Raw genomic sequence first — 21,428 nt, 5'->3', positions numbered from 1 at the left:
TTTTGCCCCAAATGAAGTCTTTTAGTGATGAAAGCGATTATAAGAGGTGTTTAGATGGTCAATGAAGAAAGATGGGAAGATTTCTATTGTGATGAAGTATTATCAGGTAAAACCCAGGTAGAGAAGGTGCTGGAAACGGAGCAAACTCTTGCGTTTTATCACACTCGACCATATTACGAGGTACATATTATAGTCATTCCAAAGAAACATATATTATCCTTTTTAACAGTATCCAGTGAGGAAACTGAAATTTTGAGTGATGTGCTTCAAGTTGTGAAGCAGGTTGCCTCTATGCTTGAAAAGGATTATGGAGCCTGCACGATTTCGACTAACATCGGAAACTACCAAAGTAACAAACATATGCACTGGCATGTCCATTTTGGTGCTAGGGTTCGTGACGAAAAAGGACGGTTGCTTAATGATCACGGAAAAAAATAATGGGTTTTAATTGATAGAAATTCTAGAAATAAAAGAGATGAATATGGGGCAATTTCAGCCACTGGCAGGATCATATGCCATTATTAAAGTGAAGGGGAGATATCTGATTGGATACAACACCTTCAGGCAGCAATGGGAAATACCGGCCGGAAAGAGGGAGAAAGGTGAAACTCCTATGGATTGCGCTCGAAGAGAACTTCATGAAGAAACTGGACAATCAGTCGATGATCTTAAATTTATTGGCCTTGCAAGGGTGAAAAATCACCTTAACGGGGGCGAAAAGTTCAATCCTTTATTCTATTCGAAAATTAATTCTCTAAGTCCCTTTCAACAAAATGAAGAAATGACTGATATAAGACTCTGGGACCTTGGAGAGACAATACACATCGACCAGGTGGATTTAGCTATATTGGAATATGTTAGTCTATTAAACTCATAGGTGTTGAAAATGAATAAAAAATCAAGTTTCCTTCAGGTGCTTTTCTCGAGCCTTTTTATTGCTACAACTTTAACGTTTACCAGTCATATGATTGATTGAGAAAATATAATCTACTCTGGCATTTTTACTTATTGTCAGTTTAGCTGTTTTGTATATCGCGCAGAAGGTGATTAAAGACTAAGCGAAAAAGGACTTATGCCTAAGTCCTTTTTTGTTCTGCTATAATTTGGCGCATTTGATAATAAGCGTCGTAGGTATTGACTCAACCTTAGCAAGGTTATACCATCTGTTTTGATCCCGGTTTATCAATTCGTCAGTGATGCTCACTTCTTCCACCATCTTCACAATTTTAAAACCTGTATCCACCAGTGAATTAATGAATGTACTTACTTTATACTGCTGCATGATCGCAGGGTGTTTCCATGCCTGATGTTCATAGGGTCCTTCTTCATGGTACGATTTATTAAATGACAGGCCATCCTCTGTATTTTGAATCCGGCTAAATAATGGATGTTCCCAGCTGAAAATGAATGTTCCGTCTGGCTTCAAATATTGATGGACATTCTTAAGCGTCTGTTCCAGGTTCGTCGTCCAACCAAGAGCGAAAATCGAGTAGACAACATCAAAATAGGCATGGGGTATTCCGGGATTCAGTTCCATAGGTGATTGGAATAATTGAACCTTTGCATCTTTTAGTAATTCCTTTGCCGCTGAAATTTGTGTATGTGAAAGATCCAACCCCCACAGTTCAGCAGCGCCATTGTCGTTCATATACTTTAAAGAGTGGCCGCTTCCACAACCGATATCGAGAACTTTTTTTTCGTTTACGTTCTCAAACAGGTTAAGCTCAGTTTCCTCAGGAGCAAAGGGACCATACTCGGGCAGTGCCGTTCTTCCATAAAATCGAGGAGCGACCACGTCCCAGCTCTTTTTATTGATTAATAATGTGTCATTGTTCAAACATAATACCTCCAAAACTTAATAAGATATAATTCTTTAAAAATCCAGGATTCTCCTTTAAATTTATGTATGGATTTGAAATGGTTTTAACGTATCACATGCCAGCAATACTTAAGAATTGAATTGAGCGTATTACCGAAATTAAACGATGGTTTGATAAAGGGGAAAAGAGTTTATGTTAGCTGCAGTTATTCATGGATTCATCCTGGCATTTGGTTTGATCCTGCCATTAGGGGTCCAAAATGTATTTGTCTTCAATCAGGGATCGATTCACAAAAAATATAGGAGGGTATTACCAGTGATCCTGACTGCCTCGATAATTGACACTCTCTTGATCACTTTGGCTGTTCTGGGGATATCGGTCATCGTCCTGCAGGTTGCCTGGCTAAAAACATTGCTGTTATCAGCCGGAATACTATTCTTAATTTACATGGGTTATCTAACTTGGAAAAGTACTACCTCTGAAGTATCAGCTCAACAGGAAGCTTTTTCCCCAAAAAAACAAATAACCTTCGCTGCCTCGGTTTCTCTGCTAAATCCGCATGCGATCATGGATACAATCGGAGTGATAGGTACAAGTTCTCTTAACTATGCAGGCCCGGAGAAAATTACATTTGCGCTGGCCTGTATAGTAACATCTTGGATCTGGTTTTTTGCACTTGCCTTCGTTGGCCGGCAAGTGGGGAGGTTAGGAAAATCAAATGGTTTTCTCGGTATCATAAATAAGTTATCCGCGATGATTATGTGGGGAACAGCCATTTATTTGGCGATAATATTTTTTAATGGATAAGAGACATATGAGAAGGTTACAGAACAGTAGAGCCCCTAAGGAAACTTATTCAATCTCGGAAGGAAAAAAATAGAGTTCTTCATATTGAAAATGAAGGACTCTATTTCTTCTTACCGCCTCCTCCGGCGTTTAAGATATTGGACAGTAGTCTCTAGTTCTTCCAGACGATGAATTTTTTCTGCTAACTGAATCTTGGTTTGCTTTAATTCCTCTTTTACTTCGCTCCATTCAGCTGAAAGCTGTTCGACTTTATGTTTTAAGCTAGTAGTGTCAGAGTCCTTTTCTTTAATTTCTGACTGATTTAAATTCTTTGAAAGCAATGATAAAGTAGTTGGATTTATAAAGCTTTGTGCAGTAGTCATCAGGGAGTTAATTTTTTCTGCACTCAATTGATTTTCCTTTGGTGCTTCAATCTTATCGGCTGCTTTCTCGTTTTCTGGTATTTTCTTTAGGAATGTCTGGGTGAAATTAAGTATTTCATTTAATGATGGGTCTTTTTTCAAACGGTCAATATGTGGCTTTATTTCGTTTCCATTCATTTAATACATCCTTTCTATCTTTTAGTAAGATCTCCCCGGCGTATACCGGCATAGCCGGAGAGACTGTAAGGAACATCAGGTCACAAATCTTTCAAAGAGATTAAGCAGCACCGTTTTCAACAGCAATTACTTCACCGATGCAAGTGTAAAGGACATCAGCTAAAGCATCCTGATTCAACAAAATCGCAACGACTAAAGCAAGAGCCAGCAAAAGAACGACAATCGCAGTGATTAACATCTCTTCACCCCCTTCCTAAAAGAAGATAGGTAAGATCCGAACCTTACAACAACATCATATGTAAAAATATTGGACGAGCATCAGCTTGTATCATAGATTAGTGAATTTGGGCTGCCTAATTGTAAAATCAATAGGCAATTGTTTGTAAAACAGCAAGATTTCTTATATGTTGGAGTTAGAAAATCGAGGAGGGATGGTAATTTGTCTGAGCCAATCGCATTAACAAAGATAACAGTGATTCAAAAAGATACTCCCAACAAAATAAGAGAGGCTTATATTGATGGTTTTAGTGAGCCTTTGTTATTTGGTGTCCATGGTGGAGTGAAGCAGTTCTATGGTGTTAATCCAGATGTCGAATATCCGTCAACCCTTGATCATATTGTTTCATCAGCAGGCGGCTGACTGGTAGGAACCCTATCTGGCGCGCTGGAGGCGCGTAAAATCCCTACTTATCCCGATAAAGTCAAGGCAAAGGTTCAGGGTACAATTGAAGCACCTGAAGGAGTATTGAAAATCACGAAAATCAGCTGCCATTATGAGCTGAAAGTTCCGGCCGGGAAAAGCGAAGCTGCTGAAAGAGCTTTAAAAGTTTTCGAGCAAGGATGTCCCGTTGCACAAACATTAAAGGGGTGTATTCAGTTCACACACACCTGGGAGATCGAAGAATATTAGTAAAGCGAGTCCTTATCTTAACAGGTAAGGACTCATTTTTGCTTTATAATGGATAAATAAGGAACAAAATGTGTCACACTTTTCATTCTGTTTCGACTTATCGTATAGATGGCGGAAATGAGGTGGGGGAAATAAACGATCAATATAAGGAACAACAGATAATGGAATGGTATGAGATATATTATAAAGATATTTACCGGTTTATTTTTTACATGATGGGAGACCGTCAATGCTGCGAAGACTTGGTTCATGATACATTTGTGCGCGCCTTTACGTCCTATGAGAAATTCGAAAGCAGAACGAAGGTTAAAACCTGGCTTTTTAGTATAGCAAAACATCTCGTCATAGATGAAATACGCAGGAGAAAAAGAAAGAAGGTTTTATCATTATTTGCTAATGAGCCAGAGATACAGTCAACTTTTAACATTGAACAGTATATTGAACACAGAGAAACAATAGAGAGAACACTGGAAGCAATCCAGCAGCTTAAACCGGACTACAGGCTTGTGATTACCTTGAAAAAGGTTGAAGAGTGTTCCACTAAGGAAATCTCTGAAATCCTGGGTTGGTCGGAATCAAAAATCAGAAAGACTTTGTCTAGGGGATTAGCTGCATTAAAAAAAATGGATGTATTGGAAGGGAGCGAATACTTTGAGAAAACCTTCTGAAAGAAATTGGACTGTCCTAAGATCAGTTACCCCAGGAGAAGAAGAAAGTGACAGGATGAGGAGTAAAATCAGGTCATCGATTCGTGCACGAGCAGAATTAAATGCAAAACAACGAATCTTCGAGTTGAAAAATGTTGTATTAACAGCACTATTTGTAATCATCTCGGCAGGTCTGCTCATCCAGTTACAACAACATTATCAATCTCCAAATGGGTCAGGACAATCGCAAGCAGTTAATGAATTCAGTCTCAATTGGGATTTAGAAAGCGTATATAGCAAAAAGAACGAGGAGGGTTATGCCTTTTTTGAGAAAGGCAACCCTGAACAAGTAGGTATGGCTGAGTTTGTAACTGATGGAGAGAAGAATAAAATCATCAATATGAGCGCTATGAATATGGCAAAAGAGATGGTCAACTTTCCTTATCCAACCTCATTATATATCGAACATGTCAAAATGATGGATGTTAGCCTCCGGTACCATTTCTTCGTCGAAGCAGGAAAAAAAACAATGCATTTCAGCTTCGATTATCCAAAGCTTGAATACGCTGAAATCTTCCAGGTCATTTCATCATTAGATTTCATCGAACCTAAGCCCTATCGGTATAACGAGCAGCTATATGTTACCCATGGATATGGAAGTCTCCCATATCCTGTCGGGTTAAGACCGATAGAGTTAATAGGTGATAAAGAAAAATATGTATGGGAGCAAGGGTTGCCGCAACAGTTTAAAGAGTATATAGGTAAAATTAAAGCAACGAAGATGTGGAAGCAGATCAAGGATGGCGGTTCAGCATACACATTCGAATCCACCGATGGTACAGAAATAGTTGAAATCTCATTAATGGGAAAAGAAATCACCTACCAATATTTATATCCTAAGAGAGAAGAGTAAAAAGACTTTTTTATGTGAAAAAGGATTTTATGATAACAGGCCGAATTCTTATATATATCTTGAAAAAAGGGGAATCTCTGTGATTGATTTAGTGAGAGTGAAACAAGAGGATGAAGCAATTCTCCACAATTTAATTCAATTTTATATTTATGAATTTACGGTCTTTCAGGATATAAAACTTGAAGAGAATGGAAGTTTTGTACCGTTTGATTTGAAGCGGTATTGGTCTGAACCCGATTTGCACGCTTATTTTATGATTTACAATGGGGAGCTGGCAGGTTTTGCAATGGTTGAAAGCGGAGACCCCAATGTCATCCTTGAGTTTTTTATCATGAGGAAATTTTACCGGAGAGGATTCGGCAAAATTGCTGCATTTAAGTTGTTTGATCAATTCCCTGGCAAATGGAGTATCACCCAGGTAGAGAAAAATGAACCTGCAAGGAACTTCTGGCGAAAAGTGATAGGCGATTATACGAGCGGTAACTATATTGAAACGTTTGATGATTTCAATAGGTCCATCCAAGAATTCAACACAGGATTAAAAGTTAAATAGTTTTATCTAAATAATAACTAAAATAATGATTGCAAAATGACATAGCAGTTGTTTATAATGGTAAAAATATCTAATCGATGATGAAGAGAGTAATTATTCTTTGTTTGCTTCAGCGAGCCAGGGACGGTGGAAGCCTGGTGCATCAGAATAATGAAGCGCACTTTTGAGATGCCTGCCTGAATGGAGTATGGCCGGCCGGGATTTACCCGTTATCAATGAAAGCAGGTTCCTTAGTGTGGAACAATTTGAGTGGTACCGCGGGATAAACTCTCGTCTCTTATATAGAGGCGGGAGTTTTTTGTATTTTATAAAGGGGGAATCCTAATGGAATATGTAAAACTGTATTCAGAATTGCTTGCTGCAGAGATAGGTGGGCTTCTTACTTGTAACGAAATAGAGAGGTTAATTGAGAAACCGAAATTTTTGCACCAGGGAGACATGGCTTTTCCATGTTTTCAACTGGCGAAAACGATGCGAAAGCCACCAGCTGCAATTGCCAAAGATCTAAGTTCACGATTGCAACACCAGATCAATGGGTCATTTAATCGATTTGAAGCAGCTGGAGGTTATATAAATGCGTTTTTAAATAAGGCAAACGTCGTCAAAGAACTTTTGAACGAAATTCTGCAAAAGAAGAATCGTTATGGTGACCTTGACCTTGGTGAAAGTCAGGCTGTAACAATTGACCTTTCCTCACCCAATATCGCCAAACCATTTTCGATGGGTCATCTGCGTTCAACCGTTATAGGGAACTCGCTTTCGCTTATCTATGAAAAGTGCGGATACAGAACAGTGAAAATCAATCATCTAGGAGACTGGGGAACACAGTTTGGCAAACTCATTACGGCATATAAGCTCTGGGGCACTGAGGAAAAAGTGAAGGCTGAACCGATCCAGGAGCTGCTTGCACTGTATATTAAATTTCATGAAGCCGCTGAAAGCCAGCCACAGCTTGAACAAGAGGGCAGAGACTGGTTCAGACGCTTGGAAAATGGGAATACTGAAGCGCTCGAGCTTTGGAAATGGTTCAAGGATGAATCATTGAAGGAATTTAAAAAGATATACGACCTTATGGGAATGGAGTTTGATTCGTATGCAGGAGAAGCATTTTATAACGATAAGATGGAACCAACCGTGGAAATGCTGCGTGAAAAGGGACTGCTTGAAGATTCCGATGGGGCACAAGTAGTCAACTTGGATGAATATGAACTCCCTCCTTGTCTAATAAAAAAATCGGATGGCGCAACTTTGTATGCTACTCGGGATTTAGCTGCCGCCAGGTACAGATTCGAAGAGTATTCTTTTGTGAAGTCATTATATGTTGTTGGCAACGAGCAAAGCCTTCACTTTAAACAGATAAAATCAGTGCTTGCAAAAATGGATTTTCCATGGGCGGATGGTATTATTCATGTACCATTTGGAATGATGTTAAAGGACGGCAAAAAAATGTCCACAAGAAAAGGCAAGGTTGTTTTGCTTGAAAATGTTCTCCAGGATTCCATTAAGTTGGCGGAAAAGAATATAGAAGATAAAAATCCTTCTTTGGCCAATAAGACAGATATTGCCGTAATGGTCGGTACCGGTGCCGTTGTTTTTCATGACCTTAAAAATTTCCGCATGAATGATATTGAATTTTCCCTTGAAGATATGCTAAAAGTCGAAGGTGAGACAGGACCATATGTTCAATATACAAATGCGCGAGCACAATCATTGTTGAGAAAGGGTGCATTTGAAGCAGGCAGTGGGGAAGTCAATTTGGCTGCTGATAGAGAATGGGCCGTGTTAACTGAGCTCCAAGCATTTCCTGATACAATCAAAAGAGCGATCGAGAAAAATGATCCATCCCAAATTGCTAAGTATGTCCTAAACCTGTCACAGGCTTTTAATAAATACTACGGTGAAGTCAAGATTCTGGAAGATGATGCAGAAAAAAATGCCCGACTCCAGTTGGTCCATTCTGTTAGTATAGTTCTTGAAGAAGGACTTAGATTGCTTGGCATTAAAGCACCGAAGGAAATGTAAAAAGAGTCCCTGGATAATACCAGGGACTCCAATAGTTCAATTGTGCTCTATATAATTAGCGAAAATTTCACCAGAAGTGTCGCTTAACTTCAGTTCTACATCTGTCTCGTCAAAAAACCAGGTATAATTTGCTTCGACAAAAAAGGTTATTCCATCAATCTCTTGCTGTTCAGCGGCAATGGCAGGTGCTTCCAGGGAGAATGCCAGGCTATAGCCTTTGTTCTTGTCGCCAAACCCGGCATATTGAGGGTAAAGGCGGATGTGAAACGGTTTAGGTGTGTCAAATTCCTGTTCAAACCATTTGAATGCGTTTTGATCAATCTTGATTGTCATCTTTGCACCATCCTTTCGTTAGTTTTATTTTAAAACCTGAATGGCGCTGGTTGCCGTGCTTTATGTCACAGTTTTTACGTTGTCATGAAAGTGTCAAAAAGAACAAAAAGCGCAAACGCCTCGGGCTGCTCAAAGCTAACGCTTATCGTAACCTACTCGAGGAAGCACTCTCAGGGATGAAAACTGGCAAGGAATTGGATCTAGACGCTAATCTTAGTGAAAAAAGTTTCTTAGAAATAAAAAACAGCTCCCAAATCAGCATAAACCATTCTGTTTTAGGGTGCATATCATTTAAATGACAATAAAAATGGCGTGTAAACTGACATCAGTTTTGACACGCCATTTTTCTAATTCAATGTATTTTCGGATCCAAAATATAATGGTTCTTATTCAACAAAGCACCCGTTTATTCGTTTATTCCACACCATAAAAGAACGGACCCTAGTGAAGGGATCATCATGGGCTGATAAATAAGCGGAGAAACTTCCCTTATTTAGAAAATGGCACGGAAAACAGCTTAAATAGACGGAAGATTTCCGCCTATTTACTTGAAAAACATAAAAAATTGGCAATCGTGCTTGCTTAACCGGAAAAACTCCGCTTATTTACCGCTTACCGAGCTATACTCTACTGTTTAACCGGATATTCTCCGTTTATTTCTAGGATTGTTTGTTACTCAATTAAAGTTGAGTCTTCCCTTGTTTTAGAAAAAATCAATCTTCCGCTAACTGCTCCGTTCGTTGAAGAAAAAAATAAAGTAAAATTCCATGTTCATCGTTATACTGGCTATACTTGAATGTAATGTTCGTAGAATGGAACCCTTAAATTGACTTCCGAACTGGCCATAAAATTGACAGTGTAAATGACTGCATTATTCCTTGTACAACAAACATTGTCAATGGAATTTACTATCATTTTGCAGGTGTTAATTTGTAATGAAATGGCCTATAAATGCTGGCACAATAGGAAAAATGGCGTGGACAATTTCCACGCCATTTACTGTGCTATTTTCGCCATATGCGCCTCAAAACGGAACGGTTTAAAATCAGGAGCCGAAATTTTAAACCGTTGTTCCTTTTTTCCTCATGGCTTCTGGAATGTAAACACAAAATGGCTCGCTTTCCATGTAGTCGCCGGTCACTGCATAGGTTCTAGAACGGGAACCACCGCAGACAAAGCGAAATTCACATATACCACACTTGCCCTTATATTTGTCAGGACTTCGCAAATCTTTAAAAATAGGAGAGTTTCGATATATTTCAGCCAATGGCTTTTCGCGGACATTACCACCAACCAGAGGCAGCAGCCCTGAAGGCATGACATCACCAATATGGGAAATAAACAAAAATCCGTTCCCGTCATTTACTCCTTTAGGTGCTCGCTTTAAGCCATCAATCATAGAGGCCATATCTTTAGTTAAGGTGTCTTCATATCGAATCCCATCATTTTTATTGACGCTGTTCTCCCGTGCTTTTTGCTGGAAAACTACACGTCTATAATGTTGAGCTGCAGTGGTTTTAATATCGTATGGAGCGGTTTTGCTTAACTCATAAAGCCATCTGAATACCTTTTCGTGTTCTGCTGGAGTAAGGCAAGCATCCAGCTGTCCCCGACCTGTAGGTACAAGCAGGAAGATGTACCACATCACTACCTTGAGTTCTTTCATCAATTCGGCCATCTGTTCAAGATATTCATAATTGTAGCGGGAAATAACCGTATTAAGTTGCAAAGGCATATTCAAATCGTTCAGGTATTTTACTTTTTCAATTGTAAGGTCAAACGATCCAGGAGTTCCGCGAAAATGGTCATGGATTTCAGGAGTAGGTCCATCAAGGCTGAAAGCCCATCTTGAAAGTCCGACTTCCTTAGCTCTTTGCATTTTTTCTTTCGTCACATTATCTGTGGCGCTAGGGGTCATTGATACGCGCATCCCTTTATTAATTGCATATTCCGCAAGGCCAAAGAGATCTTCTCGCATCATACAGTCCCCACCAGTAAAAACAAGCATAGGATTCCCCATGTCGTAGATCTGATCGATTAGATTTTTGCCTTCTTCAGGTGTCAATTCCAATGGGTCAGGCTTATTCTGAGCATCTGCTCTGCAATGCAAGCATTTAAGCTGGCAAGCCCTCGTAACTTCCCAGATAACGATATATGGATTTTCATTAAAATCAATACCAACAGGATGTCCGCCCGCAGGTTGAGTATGTCCAAATCCATGCATTTTCATCACCAACTTTTTTATCATTTATTTACTTATTATAAAATAAGAGATTGTATACGCATGTAATGAATGTTACATTTTATCGAAAACGGTTTTGGCAGGAAAAACAGTATTTCTTTAGATAACATATATTGCAGGAGTATAACGTAACTCTAATAAAATTAACTGAAATATTTGAAACTTATTCACTGACCATTCCGTCTATTTAATGGGAGCAATTTGGTGTTCTGGAAATGGGGGATATCGGTGGTGAAGAAGTATGTTCTGTGGGGAACCATATCTTTATTGAGTTTATTCTGTGTAATAGGTTGGAGTACTTATAGCCGGTATAAACCCACCCCTCCGGATTTAGAAGTGGTTGTAGCCAAACATGCTGTGGAGGTTAAGCCTGTAACTTATTCGTTGAGGAAATGGGGAAGGACAGCATCGGCAGATACTAATACCGACCCTGCTGTCCTCGTAAAAGAATCACGTCCAATTATTGTTGAGACTGACGACAAGATCAGGCTATTATTTGAACAATCACCTGATTCTGTGAAATGTTATTTATGGGAAATGGATACAGGAAAGCTGGCATATAAAGGACTTAAAGGGTACCCATTAAACCTTGAGGAGTCTAATGTTGCTACTGGGGATTATGCAATGGAAATTCGTGCTAAATGGGGAAATGGCTACGTTTTATATAACACAAGAATTATGGTACACGATGATACCGAATAATCTGCCATTGGTTTGCCGAAAAGCATGCTAATGGCTTTTTCCAATTTGGAGCTATTTAAGGTGACATATTTCTTTGAGCTCTTGCCATACTAAAACAGTACCAATACTCTGAGAAAGAAGGGACCATAATGACTGTAGGAGCGCAAGTAAAACAAACAATCGCTGGTCTAAAGAGTGCTCAAGCAAGTTTGGAGACATTTGCACTTGGAACAGATAATCAGCAAGCTAAACAACTATATCAGACAGCTGCTCAACAAACTCAAGCAGTTATAGATAGCATTCAACCGCGTCTGCAGGAAATTGAACAAGAAGAACCACAATACAAACAGTAAAAAGTCAGGGAGGGCAGGGGGAACCCGCCCTTTTCTTAATAGATAAAGAAATATAAATTTTAATTTCAAGAAATGTCCAGCTCCAGCGCCTAGCCAGTTTTCATCCTTGATTAGACTTCCCCGAGTATCTTGCGAGAAGCGTTAGCTTTGAGCAGCTCGAGTCGCTTGACTAGTTGCGGCTCCTAGAAACTCTGAAACTTCAACGCCGCCGGCAGAAGCAAAAAGCGCTTCTTTGTCGGAGTCTCCAGTTTCTGCGTTTCTGGGCAATCGGCTATACATTTCGATTTCGGTCCGCCCAATGAAGTCAAAGAACGACTTCACTGTTCGGCCCTCCAAGGCACACGATGTGCTAGACCCGCCAGCCACAGGGTAAGGAAAGCTTCGAAGCGATTCATCGCACGACCGAAAGCGGTAGCTTTTGGGAGGACGTGGCGCTTTAAGGCGGGCAACGCTTGTCGGGGCTGACCAAGGCGCTTGCGCTATTCTTTTATAGGAGTGAAAAAAATTGACAATTGCATCAGATGTTAACCAGGTCCTTTCAACGATAAAAGGGATTGAAGCGCAGTTATCTTCTATGGCACTGAATACCAGTAATCCAGAAGCAAGCAAAATCTTTCACGAAACGATGCTGGTCATCGGAGAAATAAAAACAGACCTGCAAAATAGAAAAAATCAGCTTGAACTAGCAGAGCCGCAATATAAAAGCTAGAGGTGAGAAAATGAATGAATGGACGCACATAATCGTTTCGTCTGTCTTGTTTGTAGTGACATTGTTTGCGATTACGAAAATAGGCGGGAAGAAGCAACTTGCAGAGCTATCATTTTTTGAATACGTTTCAGGTATCACGATAGGAAGTATCGCTGGTGAAGTAATAATGGGTCTGGAAGGAAATTTATTTCATGGAGTATTGGCCATTGTTATTTTTGGTACCTTTACATATTTGCATGATCTCATTGGCATCAAAAGCAAGAAGTTCAGAGATTTCTTTGAAGGAAAGGCAACAGTAATTATTAAAGATGGAAAAGTGATGGAAGAGAATTTAAAGAAGGAAAAATATACAATCGATGAATTGAATTCTTTACTAAGACAGAAAAATGTTTTTAAGACTGCAGATGTTGAGTTTGCTGTACTGGAACCAAAAGGTGATTTAAGTGTATTGCTAAAAAAAGAAGTACTTCCTCTAACTGCAAAGGACTTGAATTTGCCCGTAGCCCCTGAAAAAGAAAGTTATACTGTTATAATGGATGGAAATGTATTGAATGACCAACTAGCATCGGCAGGTAAAAGCAAAGGGTGGCTGGACATTGAGCTGGCTAATCTAGGAGTAACACTTGACAATGTTTTTTTAGGCCAGGTTGATTCATATGGGAAGTTATTCATTGATACTTACGATGACCAATTGCAGGTTTCAGCACCTCAACCGAGAAAACTATTGCTGGCTATGCTTAATAAATGCCAGGCAGATCTTGAATTGTTCGCTCTCGCAACTGAGTCTTCGAATACCAAGGAAATGTATAATAAAAATGCAAGAAAGTTGCAAGAAGCCATCCAAAAAGTAAAGCCTTATTTGAAAGAGTAAGCAGCTGTTTATGTTATCTTTTTCCGGAATATCGATTAGAAGAAATCAAATACTAATTGATGGAGGGGACTTTCAAAACTTCTCTAATTTTAAAAGGGGTGCTGCCGGATGAATAGATCTGCATGGATTTCAACGCTGATGAGATCGAATATACCTCAAAATATGATGAAAATGTTCGGTTACAGACGTAAGAGGAATCGCTCCATGACGTATTCGATTGTAGGAGTTGTAGCTAGTGCTGCAGCAGCGTTTCTTTTTCGAAATCGAATGGGAGATGGAATGAGGCAACTTTTCCAAAATTCCAATACCGGAACAGCTATGAATAAGCCAATGGCTGCAGGACTTACAGAGTTTGCAAAAGAAATCACATCTGGATTGAATACTGGTAAGCAAAGTCCATCCACTGGATTTCATTCGACAACCTCAACAAACCCTGAAAGCAGTCAAATGATTAATCAAATTGCATCAGCCGCCAAAGAAACTGGAAATAGCCAACAGGTCGATCACTTGGCTAATCAATTGATTAAGCGCAACCTATAATAACGAGCAAGAAACAAAAATCCCGCTGTTACAGCGGGATTTTTTTGTTTCACTAAAAAATAATATCAGCCTCATATAAAGAAAAATCATTGTTTGTTCAATTAAATAGTTCCTTTTTCCCTTGGCAAGAAAAAAGATTGGGTAAACTGGCATAGCTTGCTAAAATTACAACAAGATTAAGCTTATATTTCAGTCATGTAACAAAAGGTGTTCTAAAAAGGGAAAAAGAGCCTGTAATCCCTGTGAAATATAGGTTTTAGGGAGCAAATGGCATGTAAACGGTATTTTTACCAGAGGAAAACAATTCCTCACAAACCAATATTTATAGATTCAAAACTAGTTTAGGAAACTCTACTATTAATTTGTAATCGAAATCAAAGGAGTTGCTCTAACATGAAAAAACAGCTTTTGACGGTGGCTGCAACAGCCGGGATTTTATTTACTTCATTCAATGGTTCAGCAAGTGCTCATGATAAATTACACACAGTACAATCTGGAGATTCTTTATGGAAACTTTCAAATATATATAATGTTGCTATAAATGACATTCAAAAGTGGAATAATCTATCAAGCTCAACCATCTATGTAAATCAAAAACTATCAGTTCTCGCGCCTCACAGTCACACGACAACTGCAAATACAAGTGCCAGTACCAGTACATCTAGTACTACTTATGTTGTGAAGTCAGGCGATACGTTATGGGGAATATCAAAATCATATGGAATGTCCATTAGCGGACTTAAATCATTGAACGGACTTAAATCTGATGTGATCTATCCTGGACAAAAATTAAATGTATCTGGAACTGCCGCTACAACGGCAACAACAGTTGCATCAGCACCAGCTAGCTCATCCAGCACATATACAGTCCGGAGCGGTGACAATTTGTCAACGATTGCTGCTCGCCATAATTTATCGCTATCACAATTGATGTCTATTAATAATCTGAAATCTCATCTTATTTTTCCAGGCCAGGTATTAAAGCTATCAGGTTCAGCTTCAACACCAGTTGCTACTAATGTATCATCAGCAAGTACTCCTGTTATGGCAACATATGGTTCTACCTCTAAGGTAAACTCCTTAATTGCTGAATCCAAAAAGTATATAGGTGTACCGTATGTTTGGGCAGGGAGCACGCCGGCAGGGTTTGATTGTTCAGGATACTTAAACTATGCATATAGCAAAGTCGGAATTTCAATCCCGAGAACAGTCGCGTCCATTTGGGATGCTACAAAACCTGTTTCTTCACCACGTGTAGGAGACCTAGTGTTCTTTGAGACATATAAGCCAGGTCCATCCCATGCAGGCATTTATCTAGGCGATGGCAAGTTTATTCATGCTGGATCTTCAAGAGGAGTAGAAATCAGTGATATGAATAACTCCTATTGGAAGCCGCGTTACCTTGGAGCAAAAACCACATTTTAATCTGATTGTTTAACTTTTACCCAGCTGTAGAGATAATTAAACCTCCTAAATGGAGGTTTTTTTATCTTTTTATATTATTCATAACTATTTAGCATTTCATTTATAAAGCACAGCTTTTAATTTGTAAACCACTTGATATATAGCGTATAATCCAATTAAATTCTTATTTGCTAACGTGCAAGTGTTTGGATGTAGACCATCTAGGATTAAAATTATTTGTACATAGTGAATTCTGGTGAGTTTAATGATTTGGAGGCATATAAAGTGAGAATTCCTATATTAAAATTAAAAGATTATTTATTGGTTTCAATTCAAGTAGAACTAGATGACCAGACGGTATTGACTTTTCAAGAGGACTTGTTGAATAAAATTAAAGATACAGGAGCAAAAGGTGTTGTAATCGATTTAACTTCAGTCGATATGATTGATTCGTTCATTGCAAAAGTATTGGGCGACGTAATAGTAATGACAAGCCTGATGGGCACGAAAGCTGTCCTTACAGGTATCCAGCCTGCAGTCGCCATTACTTTAATAGAGCTTGGCATAACATTGGAAAATGTCCATACTGCACTGGATCTTGAGCAAGGAATTTCGATATTAAGCCAATTGTTAGAGGGTTAGCCAAATGACAGAACCGATTATTATTAATATTAATAATGAATTTGATATAGTGCTTGCCCGGCAGAAAGGGAGAGAGGTTTCAAAAGATCTCCAATTTGGTGGCGTTGACCAGGCAAGAATAACCACAGCAATTTCTGAGCTCGCAAGAAATATTTATTTATATGCTGGCAGCGGCCAGATTACTATTGATGTCTTAGAAGAGAATGGTAGGAAAGGGATCCAAATAGTTGCTGCTGATAATGGACCAGGCATAAATGATATAAGGATGGTCTTGCAGGATGGTTATTCTACTTCAGGCGGTCTTGGTGCAGGACTTCCAGGAGTTAAAAGGTTAATGGACAGTTTTGACATTGATTCTATGCCGGGAACTGGCACAAAAATTACGATTACCAAATGGGCGAGATAAAGGGGATTTTCATGGAGCTAGACAAAATACATCATGTCGCCATTATCTGTTCAGATTATGAAAAGTCAAAAGATTTTTATACAAAAACTCTTGGCTTGAAGGTCATTTCAGAGATCTATAGAGAAGAACGAAGGTCATATAAGTTGGATTTAAGTGTTGGTAGTCATTATCAAATTGAATTGTTCTCTTTCCCAGACGTTCCAGCACGTCAGAGTTACCCTGAGGCTGCTGGTCTCAGGCATCTCGCTTTCACTGTGAAAAATCTTTCCTCATATGTAGATTATCTTGAAACGCTAGGTGTGGAAGTGGAGCCAATCAGGATTGATCCACTGACTCAAAAGCAATTTACATTCTTTTCTGATCCTGATGGATTACCAATTGAATTATATGAAGAGTGAAGAGTAATATCCACTGTTTCGATTACCACGCTTAAATTTGTAAACCATTGTTGCTCGAGGCAATTGGTTACAGCTGTCTTAAATACACCCGTTTAAAATGCAATACCATTCTGGTGTTAAATTTCCCTCAAGAAAACAAAAAAGGATGTTCAGCGATAGAAGCCGAACATCCTTTTCCTTATTTTAAAAGAGCCATTGCTCTTGAACTTGCTTTCGTGCCATCTCCAGGATTTCTTCCTCAGATGTTTCACGGTCAGCAATGACATTGGTTAAATAATTCTTCCCCTTCAAGTCTACAGTTACTGTGATTTCTCTCATCATACATTTTCCTTTCTTCTTGTTTTACTTGATGTTAAAACCCTTTGTTATCCTAATTACCATCTTAACGCTTTATGTAAACCTAGTGGACTGGCAGAAGTTTATATTTTAGTTGACGATTTGTATCTGGATGCTGAATAGCCACATGAAAACTCAATCAAATTTAATGCAAAATGATTAGAGGAAAAGATCTCCACCTCCATATGTATCCAGCCTGCGGGTTTGGCTATATTCTTTATAGGGAATAGCATGAATAATAATGCTAAGGAGGGAAAAGCTCCATGGATAATTCAAAAAAAGATCGCCAAAGCTTGGTTGAATATGAACGAGAAAAACTTGGTGAAGATAAAAAGCTAGATGAATTCAAGGATCAAGGAAGAGTTCCCGACCAGCAGAATAGATTAAAGGATCAGGAAAACTTGAGAAAATAAGAACAAAACAAGCCGGGGATTATTCCGGCTTTTTTTTTCGTAATTGATAGGAAAAAAGTTTCCAATTTAAGCAGGGAATTATTTGCTTGTGGTTGAATATATATTATGGAAATATAGAGATTAAGAAAAGGGGAACAAGATTTTGAGTGCACATAATGCTGACCGTGCCGGGAGTTTGCTTATAACAGTCGCTGTTATCCTGCTCTTCGCATCTGTACCAATTGGGATATTTATCGTATCATTTATTCACAATTCAGTTTACCTAGATCGTTCGCATTGGTTTTTTGACAGCCCGATGTCATCATATATAACAATGATTGCGGTGTTACTGATTATACCCGTGTTACTGATCATCATGGCCATTTATCTTTTCAAAACTGATGAATCGAGAAAGAGAAGTTTCAATGTTTTTATTGCCGCTGCTTTCACTATGTTGTTCTTGGCTGCAGGTGGTTACTTAAGTATTGACAATTATTATTATATGGACAAGGATGGCTTGTATTATGATGAGCTCTGGAAATTAGAACAAACTGAATATTCATGGGAAGAAATTACCGCAATGAAACAAATCAACAAAAAAGAGGGTGGTACCTTAACACCTGAAAAAGTGATATTCACTTATGAAGATAAAAGAATTGAATTGCCGTTGACTCCTAAACTTAGAAACGAAATTGACCCTGTAATCAATTATATCGAGAATGCAAAAGGGGTCGAACTGGTCATGGAGAATATCACTACAGATGAAGAATAGACGAAAAACCCTTTCATCAATTTATTGGAAGGGTTTTTTTGAATTCAAGCATTCAGGCGAACTGAGATGAGCTGCATTTATCTTCTAGACTTTTGAAAAAAATACTGGAATCCGTAAGCGAAAATAGCAAATGAATAAATGATACTGAGAAAATGCAGTGGTTTCAGTCTCTCTAATTGATATATGTCTATTTTCTTGAAAAGCTTTGTGAGGGGAAATGCTAATAAATAGTCAATCACAAGATTAATCCCTAAATACTGCCACAGGCTTCCGTAGGCCAGGCGGAACACCCAGAGGTTTGTAACAAAAAAAGGGCCAAGAGTAAAACTAAGATCATTGAAAATTCGGGTTCCGATACCACCTGAGACTTTCCATAGTTTATATGGGTGTGATAATACCAATAATATCGAAACTAATGCTGTAACAAATATCGTGACAGGAAGAAACCGCTTTAATAAACGTTTGGGGTATAACAATAATGTCGACCAAGATATTAGCAGCATACACAGCCTGAATATATTATGTAACATGGGTTCTCCTTTCTTAAACTAATTTAAACTTTTGAACTTCATTATGAATAGTTTCTCCATATATACAAAATATAATAATATAGTCTGGAAAAGTTATTGTTGTTTTAATCAGTAAATTATGATGAGTTAGACCACACACATGACTTTTGTCCTGTTAAGGAGAATTTCACCATGATTAATGAAGAGGAAAAGTTAATCTTTCTAAAAGAACTCGGACGTTTGATTGATGATTATAAAAGATGTTGTGATAATGAATATCAAGAGCAGATTTACGAAGATATCATGCATTTAATAAATGTTATAAATTAAGAATCAATAGGGTGACCTTTTACTTACTGCTTCTTTGATTGAAGCAGTTTTTTCTATACAAAAAATTCCTCAAAAGGTATCATAGTAAAAGCAGGGAGAGTTTTACGTCACCGGGGGGTTGGAATTTTGGAAACAGATAGGCTCGAGGAGCTAGAGAGAAAAATTCAAGAATATGAGACGATTATTTCTGAAATGTCCGCGCCAATTATACCTTCTATTGTTCCTCAAACAATATTGATACCTATTACAGGGTTAATTCGATCAGAGCGTTTTGATAAAATACGTGGAAAAATTCTTAACTTTATCCATAATAAAGACATTGAAACGGCAATTATAGACTTAACTGATATAAGTGGAGAAAGAATTGAGGATGTATGCCTTGAAGAAATAGGAAGGGAGCTTCATGAGATGGCGTCTGCGATCTCATTGATGGGTGTCAAAACCTTATTTGTAGGAATGAATCCAGAATTGGTCAAGCGGATGGTCCTTGATGGAATAAAATTAGAAGCAGAATCTTTTTCAACCTTTCAAGCAGCATTAAAACATTTGATGAAGCAAAAGGGCATGGAATTCAGAAAAATTTCTGAATAAGAATAACCCGCCAGGTTTTTCCTGACGGGTTATTTCACGATAATTTACTTCTCGGGTTCTGAAGGAGTTGAGATATCCTCTAAAGCTTGTCCTGCTTCATCATCCAGCTTATGTGTTACGGCAAGGTCTCCCAATGAAACGATTCCAATCATCTTTCCGTCTTCAACGATTGGGAGCCTGCGAATTTGTACGTCCGCCATCAAGTCCGCAGCTTCCTCGGCAGTCATATTGACAGTTCCCCTCACTGGATCAGTTGTCATTATCTCAGATATGGGTGATTCCATTGAAGTGTTATCAGCAACAGCCTTCAGAATAATATCTCTGTCGGTAGCAAGTCCTGTCAGTTGGTCCCCCTCACAAATTGGCATGACACCAACATCGAGATCTCTCATTTTTGCTGCCACCTCATGAATGGGTGTTTCAGGGCTGCAATATTCTACTTCTCTTGTCATCACTTTTTCAATATTCATAATGTATTCCTCCTTTATTTAGTGTTTATATAAGGAATACCCGAATGCTATCAAGGAGAAACTGTTAGTTTTTTGCAGGTTGAGTTGTTAAAATATGAATAAATAAAAAATTTACATAGGAACGAGGGGAAAATAATGATTGATTTAAGAAGTGATACTGTAACGAAACCTACTGAGGAAATGCGTAAAGCTATGTACTCTGCTGAGGTGGGTGATGATGTCTATAAAGAGGATCCTACAGTCAGGGAGTTGGAAGAAACTGCAGCTGAAATATTAGGCAAGGAAGCAGCCCTGTTTGTAACAAGTGGTACACAAGGGAATCAAATAGCGGTTCTAACGCATTGTCGACCAGGGCAGGAGTTGCTATTGGAGGAAGAATCCCATATTTTTTATTATGAATCAGGTGCTGTAGCTGCCCTTGCAGGTGTCCAGACCAGGACCATTCCAGGTCTCAGAGGAGCAATGGAGCCAGAAGATGTTTTTAATGCGATTCGAACTGAGGATATCCATTATCCTGAAACAGGCCTGATCTGTTTAGAGAATACTCACAACCGCGCAGGAGGAGCAGTCATTCCGGTCGAAAATATGGAAGCAGTCTATAGTATTGCACAAGCCAATAAAGTGCCTGTTCATCTTGATGGTGCAAGATTGTTCAATGCCGCAGCAGCTGCAGGTGTTGATGTGAAGGAATTTGCTAAAAACACAGATACAGTTCAAATATGCCTTTCAAAGGGACTGGGAGCTCCGGTTGGCTCTATCATAGCCGGTGATGCTGATTTTATTACGACAGCGCGTAAATGGAGAAAGCGCCTTGGTGGCGGTATGAGGCAGGCAGGTGTCATTGCTGCCCCTGGTTTGATTGCTCTGACAAAGATGAAGGATAGACTTGGAGAAGACCAATGGAATGCGAGGGTTTTGGCTGAAGCAATCGAAGCGATCCCTGGAATGAAGCTTGCCAGGCAGCCCGAAACAAACATAGTCGTCGCAGATGTAGAAGGCTTGAACATCACTTCTGATGTTTTTGTCGAGAGACTGCGTTCTGAAGGAGTCATCTCGGGTACGTTTGGGCCCACTTTTGTTAGGTTCGTAACCCATTATGATGTAACTGAAGATCAAATCCAGAAGGCAATCGATGCAATCGCCAAGGTAGCAAGACAATAAGACGAAAGCTGGATGGCTCACATCCAGCTTTATTTATTGGTGAGGACATTTACTCAGTTGAGGAAAGCTTCATGTTG

Annotated in this window: 31 protein-coding genes and 1 other annotated feature; of the genes, 23 read left to right on the top strand and 8 right to left on the bottom strand. The window is 38.9% G+C overall.

Annotated elements, in window-relative coordinates:
* Nucleotides 1-54 precede the first annotated feature (54 nt).
* Entirely contained in the window at nt 55-438 is a 384-nt protein-coding gene (locus CD004_RS12520; protein ID WP_102263075.1) for an HIT family protein, read from the top strand.
* 10 nt (nt 439-448) lie between these two features.
* Nucleotides 449-877, top strand: coding sequence for an NUDIX hydrolase (locus CD004_RS24455; protein WP_324781760.1), 429 nt, complete (start codon nt 449-451; stop codon nt 875-877).
* A 219-nt stretch (nt 878-1,096) separates the two neighbouring features.
* On the opposite strand, the gene CD004_RS12510 is transcribed toward CD004_RS24455, so the two are convergent.
* Nucleotides 1,097-1,837 carry a class I SAM-dependent methyltransferase gene (locus tag CD004_RS12510; protein WP_102263074.1) on the bottom strand — a complete coding sequence of 247 codons (741 nt, stop codon included), beginning with the start codon at nt 1,835-1,837 and terminating at the stop codon, nt 1,097-1,099.
* Nucleotides 1,838-2,012: 175 nt separating this feature from the next.
* On the opposite strand from CD004_RS12510, the gene CD004_RS12505 reads away from it, so the two are divergent.
* Nucleotides 2,013-2,627 (top strand): LysE/ArgO family amino acid transporter, encoded by a 615-nt coding sequence (locus CD004_RS12505; protein WP_102263073.1) that lies wholly within the window; start codon nt 2,013-2,015, stop codon nt 2,625-2,627.
* Nucleotides 2,628-2,737: 110 nt separating this feature from the next.
* Here the strand turns inward: CD004_RS12505 and CD004_RS12500 are convergent, their stop codons facing one another.
* Both CD004_RS12500 and CD004_RS23820 read right to left on the bottom strand, forming a co-directional pair.
* Nucleotides 2,738-3,166 (bottom strand): hypothetical protein, encoded by a 429-nt coding sequence (locus tag CD004_RS12500; RefSeq protein ID WP_102263072.1) that lies wholly within the window; start codon nt 3,164-3,166, stop codon nt 2,738-2,740.
* 100 nt (nt 3,167-3,266) lie between these two features.
* A complete protein-coding gene (locus CD004_RS23820) occupies nt 3,267-3,404 on the bottom strand; it encodes a hypothetical protein (RefSeq protein ID WP_158651553.1) in 138 nt (45 codons plus the stop codon).
* A 201-nt stretch (nt 3,405-3,605) separates the two neighbouring features.
* Here CD004_RS23820 and CD004_RS12495 point away from each other — a divergent pair, with 201 nt between their 5' ends.
* The 6 genes from CD004_RS12495 (at nt 3,606) to argS (ending at nt 8,211) form a co-directional block, all read left to right on the top strand.
* Nucleotides 3,606-3,806 (top strand): hypothetical protein, encoded by a 201-nt coding sequence (locus CD004_RS12495; RefSeq protein ID WP_102263071.1) that lies wholly within the window; start codon nt 3,606-3,608, stop codon nt 3,804-3,806.
* Nucleotides 3,807-4,076 (top strand): OsmC family protein, encoded by a 270-nt coding sequence (locus CD004_RS24655; protein ID WP_102263070.1) that lies wholly within the window; start codon nt 3,807-3,809, stop codon nt 4,074-4,076. It abuts the gene before it with no gap.
* 122 nt (nt 4,077-4,198) lie between these two features.
* A complete protein-coding gene (locus CD004_RS12485; RefSeq protein ID WP_233434862.1) occupies nt 4,199-4,744 on the top strand; it encodes an RNA polymerase sigma factor in 546 nt (181 codons plus the stop codon).
* Nucleotides 4,728-5,636, top strand: coding sequence for a hypothetical protein (locus CD004_RS12480; RefSeq protein WP_102263068.1), 909 nt, complete (start codon nt 4,728-4,730; stop codon nt 5,634-5,636). Before CD004_RS12485 ends, CD004_RS12480 begins: the two co-directional genes overlap by 17 nt.
* Nucleotides 5,637-5,715: 79 nt before the next feature.
* Nucleotides 5,716-6,189: a GNAT family N-acetyltransferase gene (locus CD004_RS12475; RefSeq protein ID WP_102263067.1), complete on the top strand. Its 474-nt coding sequence runs from the start codon at nt 5,716-5,718 to the stop codon at nt 6,187-6,189.
* Nucleotides 6,190-6,257: 68 nt separating this feature from the next.
* Nucleotides 6,258-6,470: a binding site (T-box leader), on the top strand.
* A 43-nt stretch (nt 6,471-6,513) separates the two neighbouring features.
* Nucleotides 6,514-8,211 (top strand): arginine--tRNA ligase, encoded by a 1,698-nt coding sequence (gene argS, locus CD004_RS12470; RefSeq protein WP_102263066.1) that lies wholly within the window; start codon nt 6,514-6,516, stop codon nt 8,209-8,211.
* Between the two features lie 36 nt (nt 8,212-8,247).
* Here argS and CD004_RS12465 read toward each other — a convergent pair whose 3' ends face one another.
* A complete protein-coding gene (locus CD004_RS12465) occupies nt 8,248-8,544 on the bottom strand; it encodes a HesB/YadR/YfhF family protein (RefSeq protein ID WP_102263065.1) in 297 nt (98 codons plus the stop codon).
* A gap of 1,060 nt (nt 8,545-9,604) precedes the next feature.
* Nucleotides 9,605-10,768 carry a TIGR04053 family radical SAM/SPASM domain-containing protein gene (locus CD004_RS12455; RefSeq protein ID WP_102263063.1) on the bottom strand — a complete coding sequence of 388 codons (1,164 nt, stop codon included), beginning with the start codon at nt 10,766-10,768 and terminating at the stop codon, nt 9,605-9,607.
* Between the two features lie 249 nt (nt 10,769-11,017).
* Here CD004_RS12455 and CD004_RS12450 point away from each other — a divergent pair, with 249 nt between their 5' ends.
* Nucleotides 11,018-11,488, top strand: coding sequence for a hypothetical protein (locus CD004_RS12450; RefSeq protein ID WP_158651552.1), 471 nt, complete (start codon nt 11,018-11,020; stop codon nt 11,486-11,488).
* A 128-nt stretch (nt 11,489-11,616) separates the two neighbouring features.
* Complete coding sequence (locus CD004_RS12445; RefSeq protein WP_023614288.1) at nt 11,617-11,820, top strand: DUF1657 domain-containing protein; 204 nt, start codon at nt 11,617-11,619, stop codon at nt 11,818-11,820.
* Between the two features lie 141 nt (nt 11,821-11,961).
* Here the strand turns inward: CD004_RS12445 and CD004_RS12440 are convergent, their stop codons facing one another.
* Nucleotides 11,962-12,141: a hypothetical protein gene (locus tag CD004_RS12440; RefSeq protein WP_102263061.1), complete on the bottom strand. Its 180-nt coding sequence runs from the start codon at nt 12,139-12,141 to the stop codon at nt 11,962-11,964.
* A gap of 184 nt (nt 12,142-12,325) precedes the next feature.
* On the opposite strand from CD004_RS12440, the gene CD004_RS12435 reads away from it, so the two are divergent.
* From CD004_RS12435 to gloA2, 7 genes are all read left to right on the top strand, one after another.
* Complete coding sequence (locus CD004_RS12435) at nt 12,326-12,529, top strand: DUF1657 domain-containing protein (protein WP_102263060.1); 204 nt, start codon at nt 12,326-12,328, stop codon at nt 12,527-12,529.
* A 10-nt stretch (nt 12,530-12,539) separates the two neighbouring features.
* Nucleotides 12,540-13,400 carry a DUF421 domain-containing protein gene (locus CD004_RS12430; RefSeq protein ID WP_102263059.1) on the top strand — a complete coding sequence of 287 codons (861 nt, stop codon included), beginning with the start codon at nt 12,540-12,542 and terminating at the stop codon, nt 13,398-13,400.
* Between the two features lie 108 nt (nt 13,401-13,508).
* Nucleotides 13,509-13,940: a hypothetical protein gene (locus CD004_RS12425; RefSeq protein WP_102263058.1), complete on the top strand. Its 432-nt coding sequence runs from the start codon at nt 13,509-13,511 to the stop codon at nt 13,938-13,940.
* A 393-nt stretch (nt 13,941-14,333) separates the two neighbouring features.
* Nucleotides 14,334-15,365, top strand: a complete 1,032-nt coding sequence (locus tag CD004_RS12420; protein ID WP_102263057.1) for a C40 family peptidase — start codon at nt 14,334-14,336, stop codon at nt 15,363-15,365.
* Nucleotides 15,366-15,629: 264 nt separating this feature from the next.
* Complete coding sequence (locus CD004_RS12415) at nt 15,630-15,986, top strand: STAS domain-containing protein (protein WP_102263056.1); 357 nt, start codon at nt 15,630-15,632, stop codon at nt 15,984-15,986.
* Between the two features lie 4 nt (nt 15,987-15,990).
* Complete coding sequence (locus CD004_RS12410) at nt 15,991-16,392, top strand: anti-sigma regulatory factor (protein ID WP_102263055.1); 402 nt, start codon at nt 15,991-15,993, stop codon at nt 16,390-16,392.
* Nucleotides 16,393-16,403: 11 nt separating this feature from the next.
* The gene (gloA2, locus tag CD004_RS12405) at nt 16,404-16,790 is read left to right on the top strand and encodes an SMU1112c/YaeR family gloxylase I-like metalloprotein (protein ID WP_102263054.1); all 387 of its coding nucleotides are present in this window, start codon (nt 16,404-16,406) and stop codon (nt 16,788-16,790) included.
* Between the two features lie 183 nt (nt 16,791-16,973).
* Here the strand turns inward: gloA2 and CD004_RS23815 are convergent, their stop codons facing one another.
* Nucleotides 16,974-17,111, bottom strand: a complete 138-nt coding sequence (locus tag CD004_RS23815; protein ID WP_233434861.1) for a BA3454 family stress response protein — start codon at nt 17,109-17,111, stop codon at nt 16,974-16,976.
* 278 nt (nt 17,112-17,389) lie between these two features.
* On the opposite strand from CD004_RS23815, the gene CD004_RS23810 reads away from it, so the two are divergent.
* From CD004_RS23810 to CD004_RS12390, 4 genes are all read left to right on the top strand, one after another.
* Nucleotides 17,390-17,539 (top strand): hypothetical protein, encoded by a 150-nt coding sequence (locus CD004_RS23810; protein WP_158651551.1) that lies wholly within the window; start codon nt 17,390-17,392, stop codon nt 17,537-17,539.
* Nucleotides 17,540-17,681: 142 nt separating this feature from the next.
* On the top strand, nt 17,682-18,290 hold the full coding sequence (locus CD004_RS12400) for a hypothetical protein (RefSeq protein WP_102263053.1): 609 nt from the start codon (nt 17,682-17,684) through the stop codon (nt 18,288-18,290).
* Nucleotides 18,291-18,991: 701 nt separating this feature from the next.
* The gene (locus CD004_RS24090; RefSeq protein WP_170029979.1) at nt 18,992-19,129 is read left to right on the top strand and encodes a hypothetical protein; all 138 of its coding nucleotides are present in this window, start codon (nt 18,992-18,994) and stop codon (nt 19,127-19,129) included.
* 126 nt (nt 19,130-19,255) lie between these two features.
* Nucleotides 19,256-19,720, top strand: coding sequence for an STAS domain-containing protein (locus tag CD004_RS12390; RefSeq protein WP_180321251.1), 465 nt, complete (start codon nt 19,256-19,258; stop codon nt 19,718-19,720).
* A 44-nt stretch (nt 19,721-19,764) separates the two neighbouring features.
* On the opposite strand, the gene CD004_RS12385 is transcribed toward CD004_RS12390, so the two are convergent.
* Nucleotides 19,765-20,190 carry a CBS domain-containing protein gene (locus CD004_RS12385; protein WP_102263050.1) on the bottom strand — a complete coding sequence of 142 codons (426 nt, stop codon included), beginning with the start codon at nt 20,188-20,190 and terminating at the stop codon, nt 19,765-19,767.
* Between the two features lie 135 nt (nt 20,191-20,325).
* On the opposite strand from CD004_RS12385, the gene ltaE reads away from it, so the two are divergent.
* The gene (ltaE, locus tag CD004_RS12380) at nt 20,326-21,351 is read left to right on the top strand and encodes a low-specificity L-threonine aldolase (RefSeq protein WP_102263049.1); all 1,026 of its coding nucleotides are present in this window, start codon (nt 20,326-20,328) and stop codon (nt 21,349-21,351) included.
* Nucleotides 21,352-21,428: the final 77 nt, after the last annotated feature.

Origin of the sequence: Mesobacillus jeotgali (assembly GCF_002874535.1) — a bacterium.
Lineage (GTDB): Bacteria > Bacillota > Bacilli > Bacillales > Cytobacillaceae > Mesobacillus > Mesobacillus jeotgali.
This window is presented reverse-complemented; position numbering and strand designations above follow the sequence as displayed.

Excerpts from the sequence above, each read along its gene's own strand:
- CD004_RS12520 (WP_102263075.1), top strand. The coding sequence starts at position 55 with ATGGTCAATGAAGAAAGATGGGAAGATTTCTATTGTGATGAAGTATTA.
- CD004_RS12505 (WP_102263073.1), top strand. The coding sequence starts at position 2,013 with ATGTTAGCTGCAGTTATTCATGGATTCATCCTGGCATTTGGTTTGATC.
- CD004_RS12500 (WP_102263072.1), bottom strand. The coding sequence starts at position 3,166 with ATGAATGGAAACGAAATAAAGCCACATATTGACCGTTTGAAAAAAGAC.
- CD004_RS23820 (WP_158651553.1), bottom strand. The coding sequence starts at position 3,404 with ATGTTAATCACTGCGATTGTCGTTCTTTTGCTGGCTCTTGCTTTAGTC.
- argS (WP_102263066.1), top strand. The coding sequence starts at position 6,514 with ATGGAATATGTAAAACTGTATTCAGAATTGCTTGCTGCAGAGATAGGT.
- CD004_RS12465 (WP_102263065.1), bottom strand. The coding sequence starts at position 8,544 with ATGACAATCAAGATTGATCAAAACGCATTCAAATGGTTTGAACAGGAA.
- CD004_RS12455 (WP_102263063.1), bottom strand. The coding sequence starts at position 10,768 with ATGCATGGATTTGGACATACTCAACCTGCGGGCGGACATCCTGTTGGT.
- CD004_RS12445 (WP_023614288.1), top strand. The coding sequence starts at position 11,617 with ATGACTGTAGGAGCGCAAGTAAAACAAACAATCGCTGGTCTAAAGAGT.
- CD004_RS12430 (WP_102263059.1), top strand. The coding sequence starts at position 12,540 with ATGAATGAATGGACGCACATAATCGTTTCGTCTGTCTTGTTTGTAGTG.
- CD004_RS12425 (WP_102263058.1), top strand. The coding sequence starts at position 13,509 with ATGAATAGATCTGCATGGATTTCAACGCTGATGAGATCGAATATACCT.
- CD004_RS12420 (WP_102263057.1), top strand. The coding sequence starts at position 14,334 with ATGAAAAAACAGCTTTTGACGGTGGCTGCAACAGCCGGGATTTTATTT.
- CD004_RS12410 (WP_102263055.1), top strand. The coding sequence starts at position 15,991 with ATGACAGAACCGATTATTATTAATATTAATAATGAATTTGATATAGTG.
- gloA2 (WP_102263054.1), top strand. The coding sequence starts at position 16,404 with ATGGAGCTAGACAAAATACATCATGTCGCCATTATCTGTTCAGATTAT.
- CD004_RS23815 (WP_233434861.1), bottom strand. The coding sequence starts at position 17,111 with ATGATGAGAGAAATCACAGTAACTGTAGACTTGAAGGGGAAGAATTAT.
- CD004_RS23810 (WP_158651551.1), top strand. The coding sequence starts at position 17,390 with ATGGATAATTCAAAAAAAGATCGCCAAAGCTTGGTTGAATATGAACGA.
- CD004_RS24090 (WP_170029979.1), top strand. The coding sequence starts at position 18,992 with ATGATTAATGAAGAGGAAAAGTTAATCTTTCTAAAAGAACTCGGACGT.
- CD004_RS12385 (WP_102263050.1), bottom strand. The coding sequence starts at position 20,190 with ATGAATATTGAAAAAGTGATGACAAGAGAAGTAGAATATTGCAGCCCT.
- ltaE (WP_102263049.1), top strand. The coding sequence starts at position 20,326 with ATGATTGATTTAAGAAGTGATACTGTAACGAAACCTACTGAGGAAATG.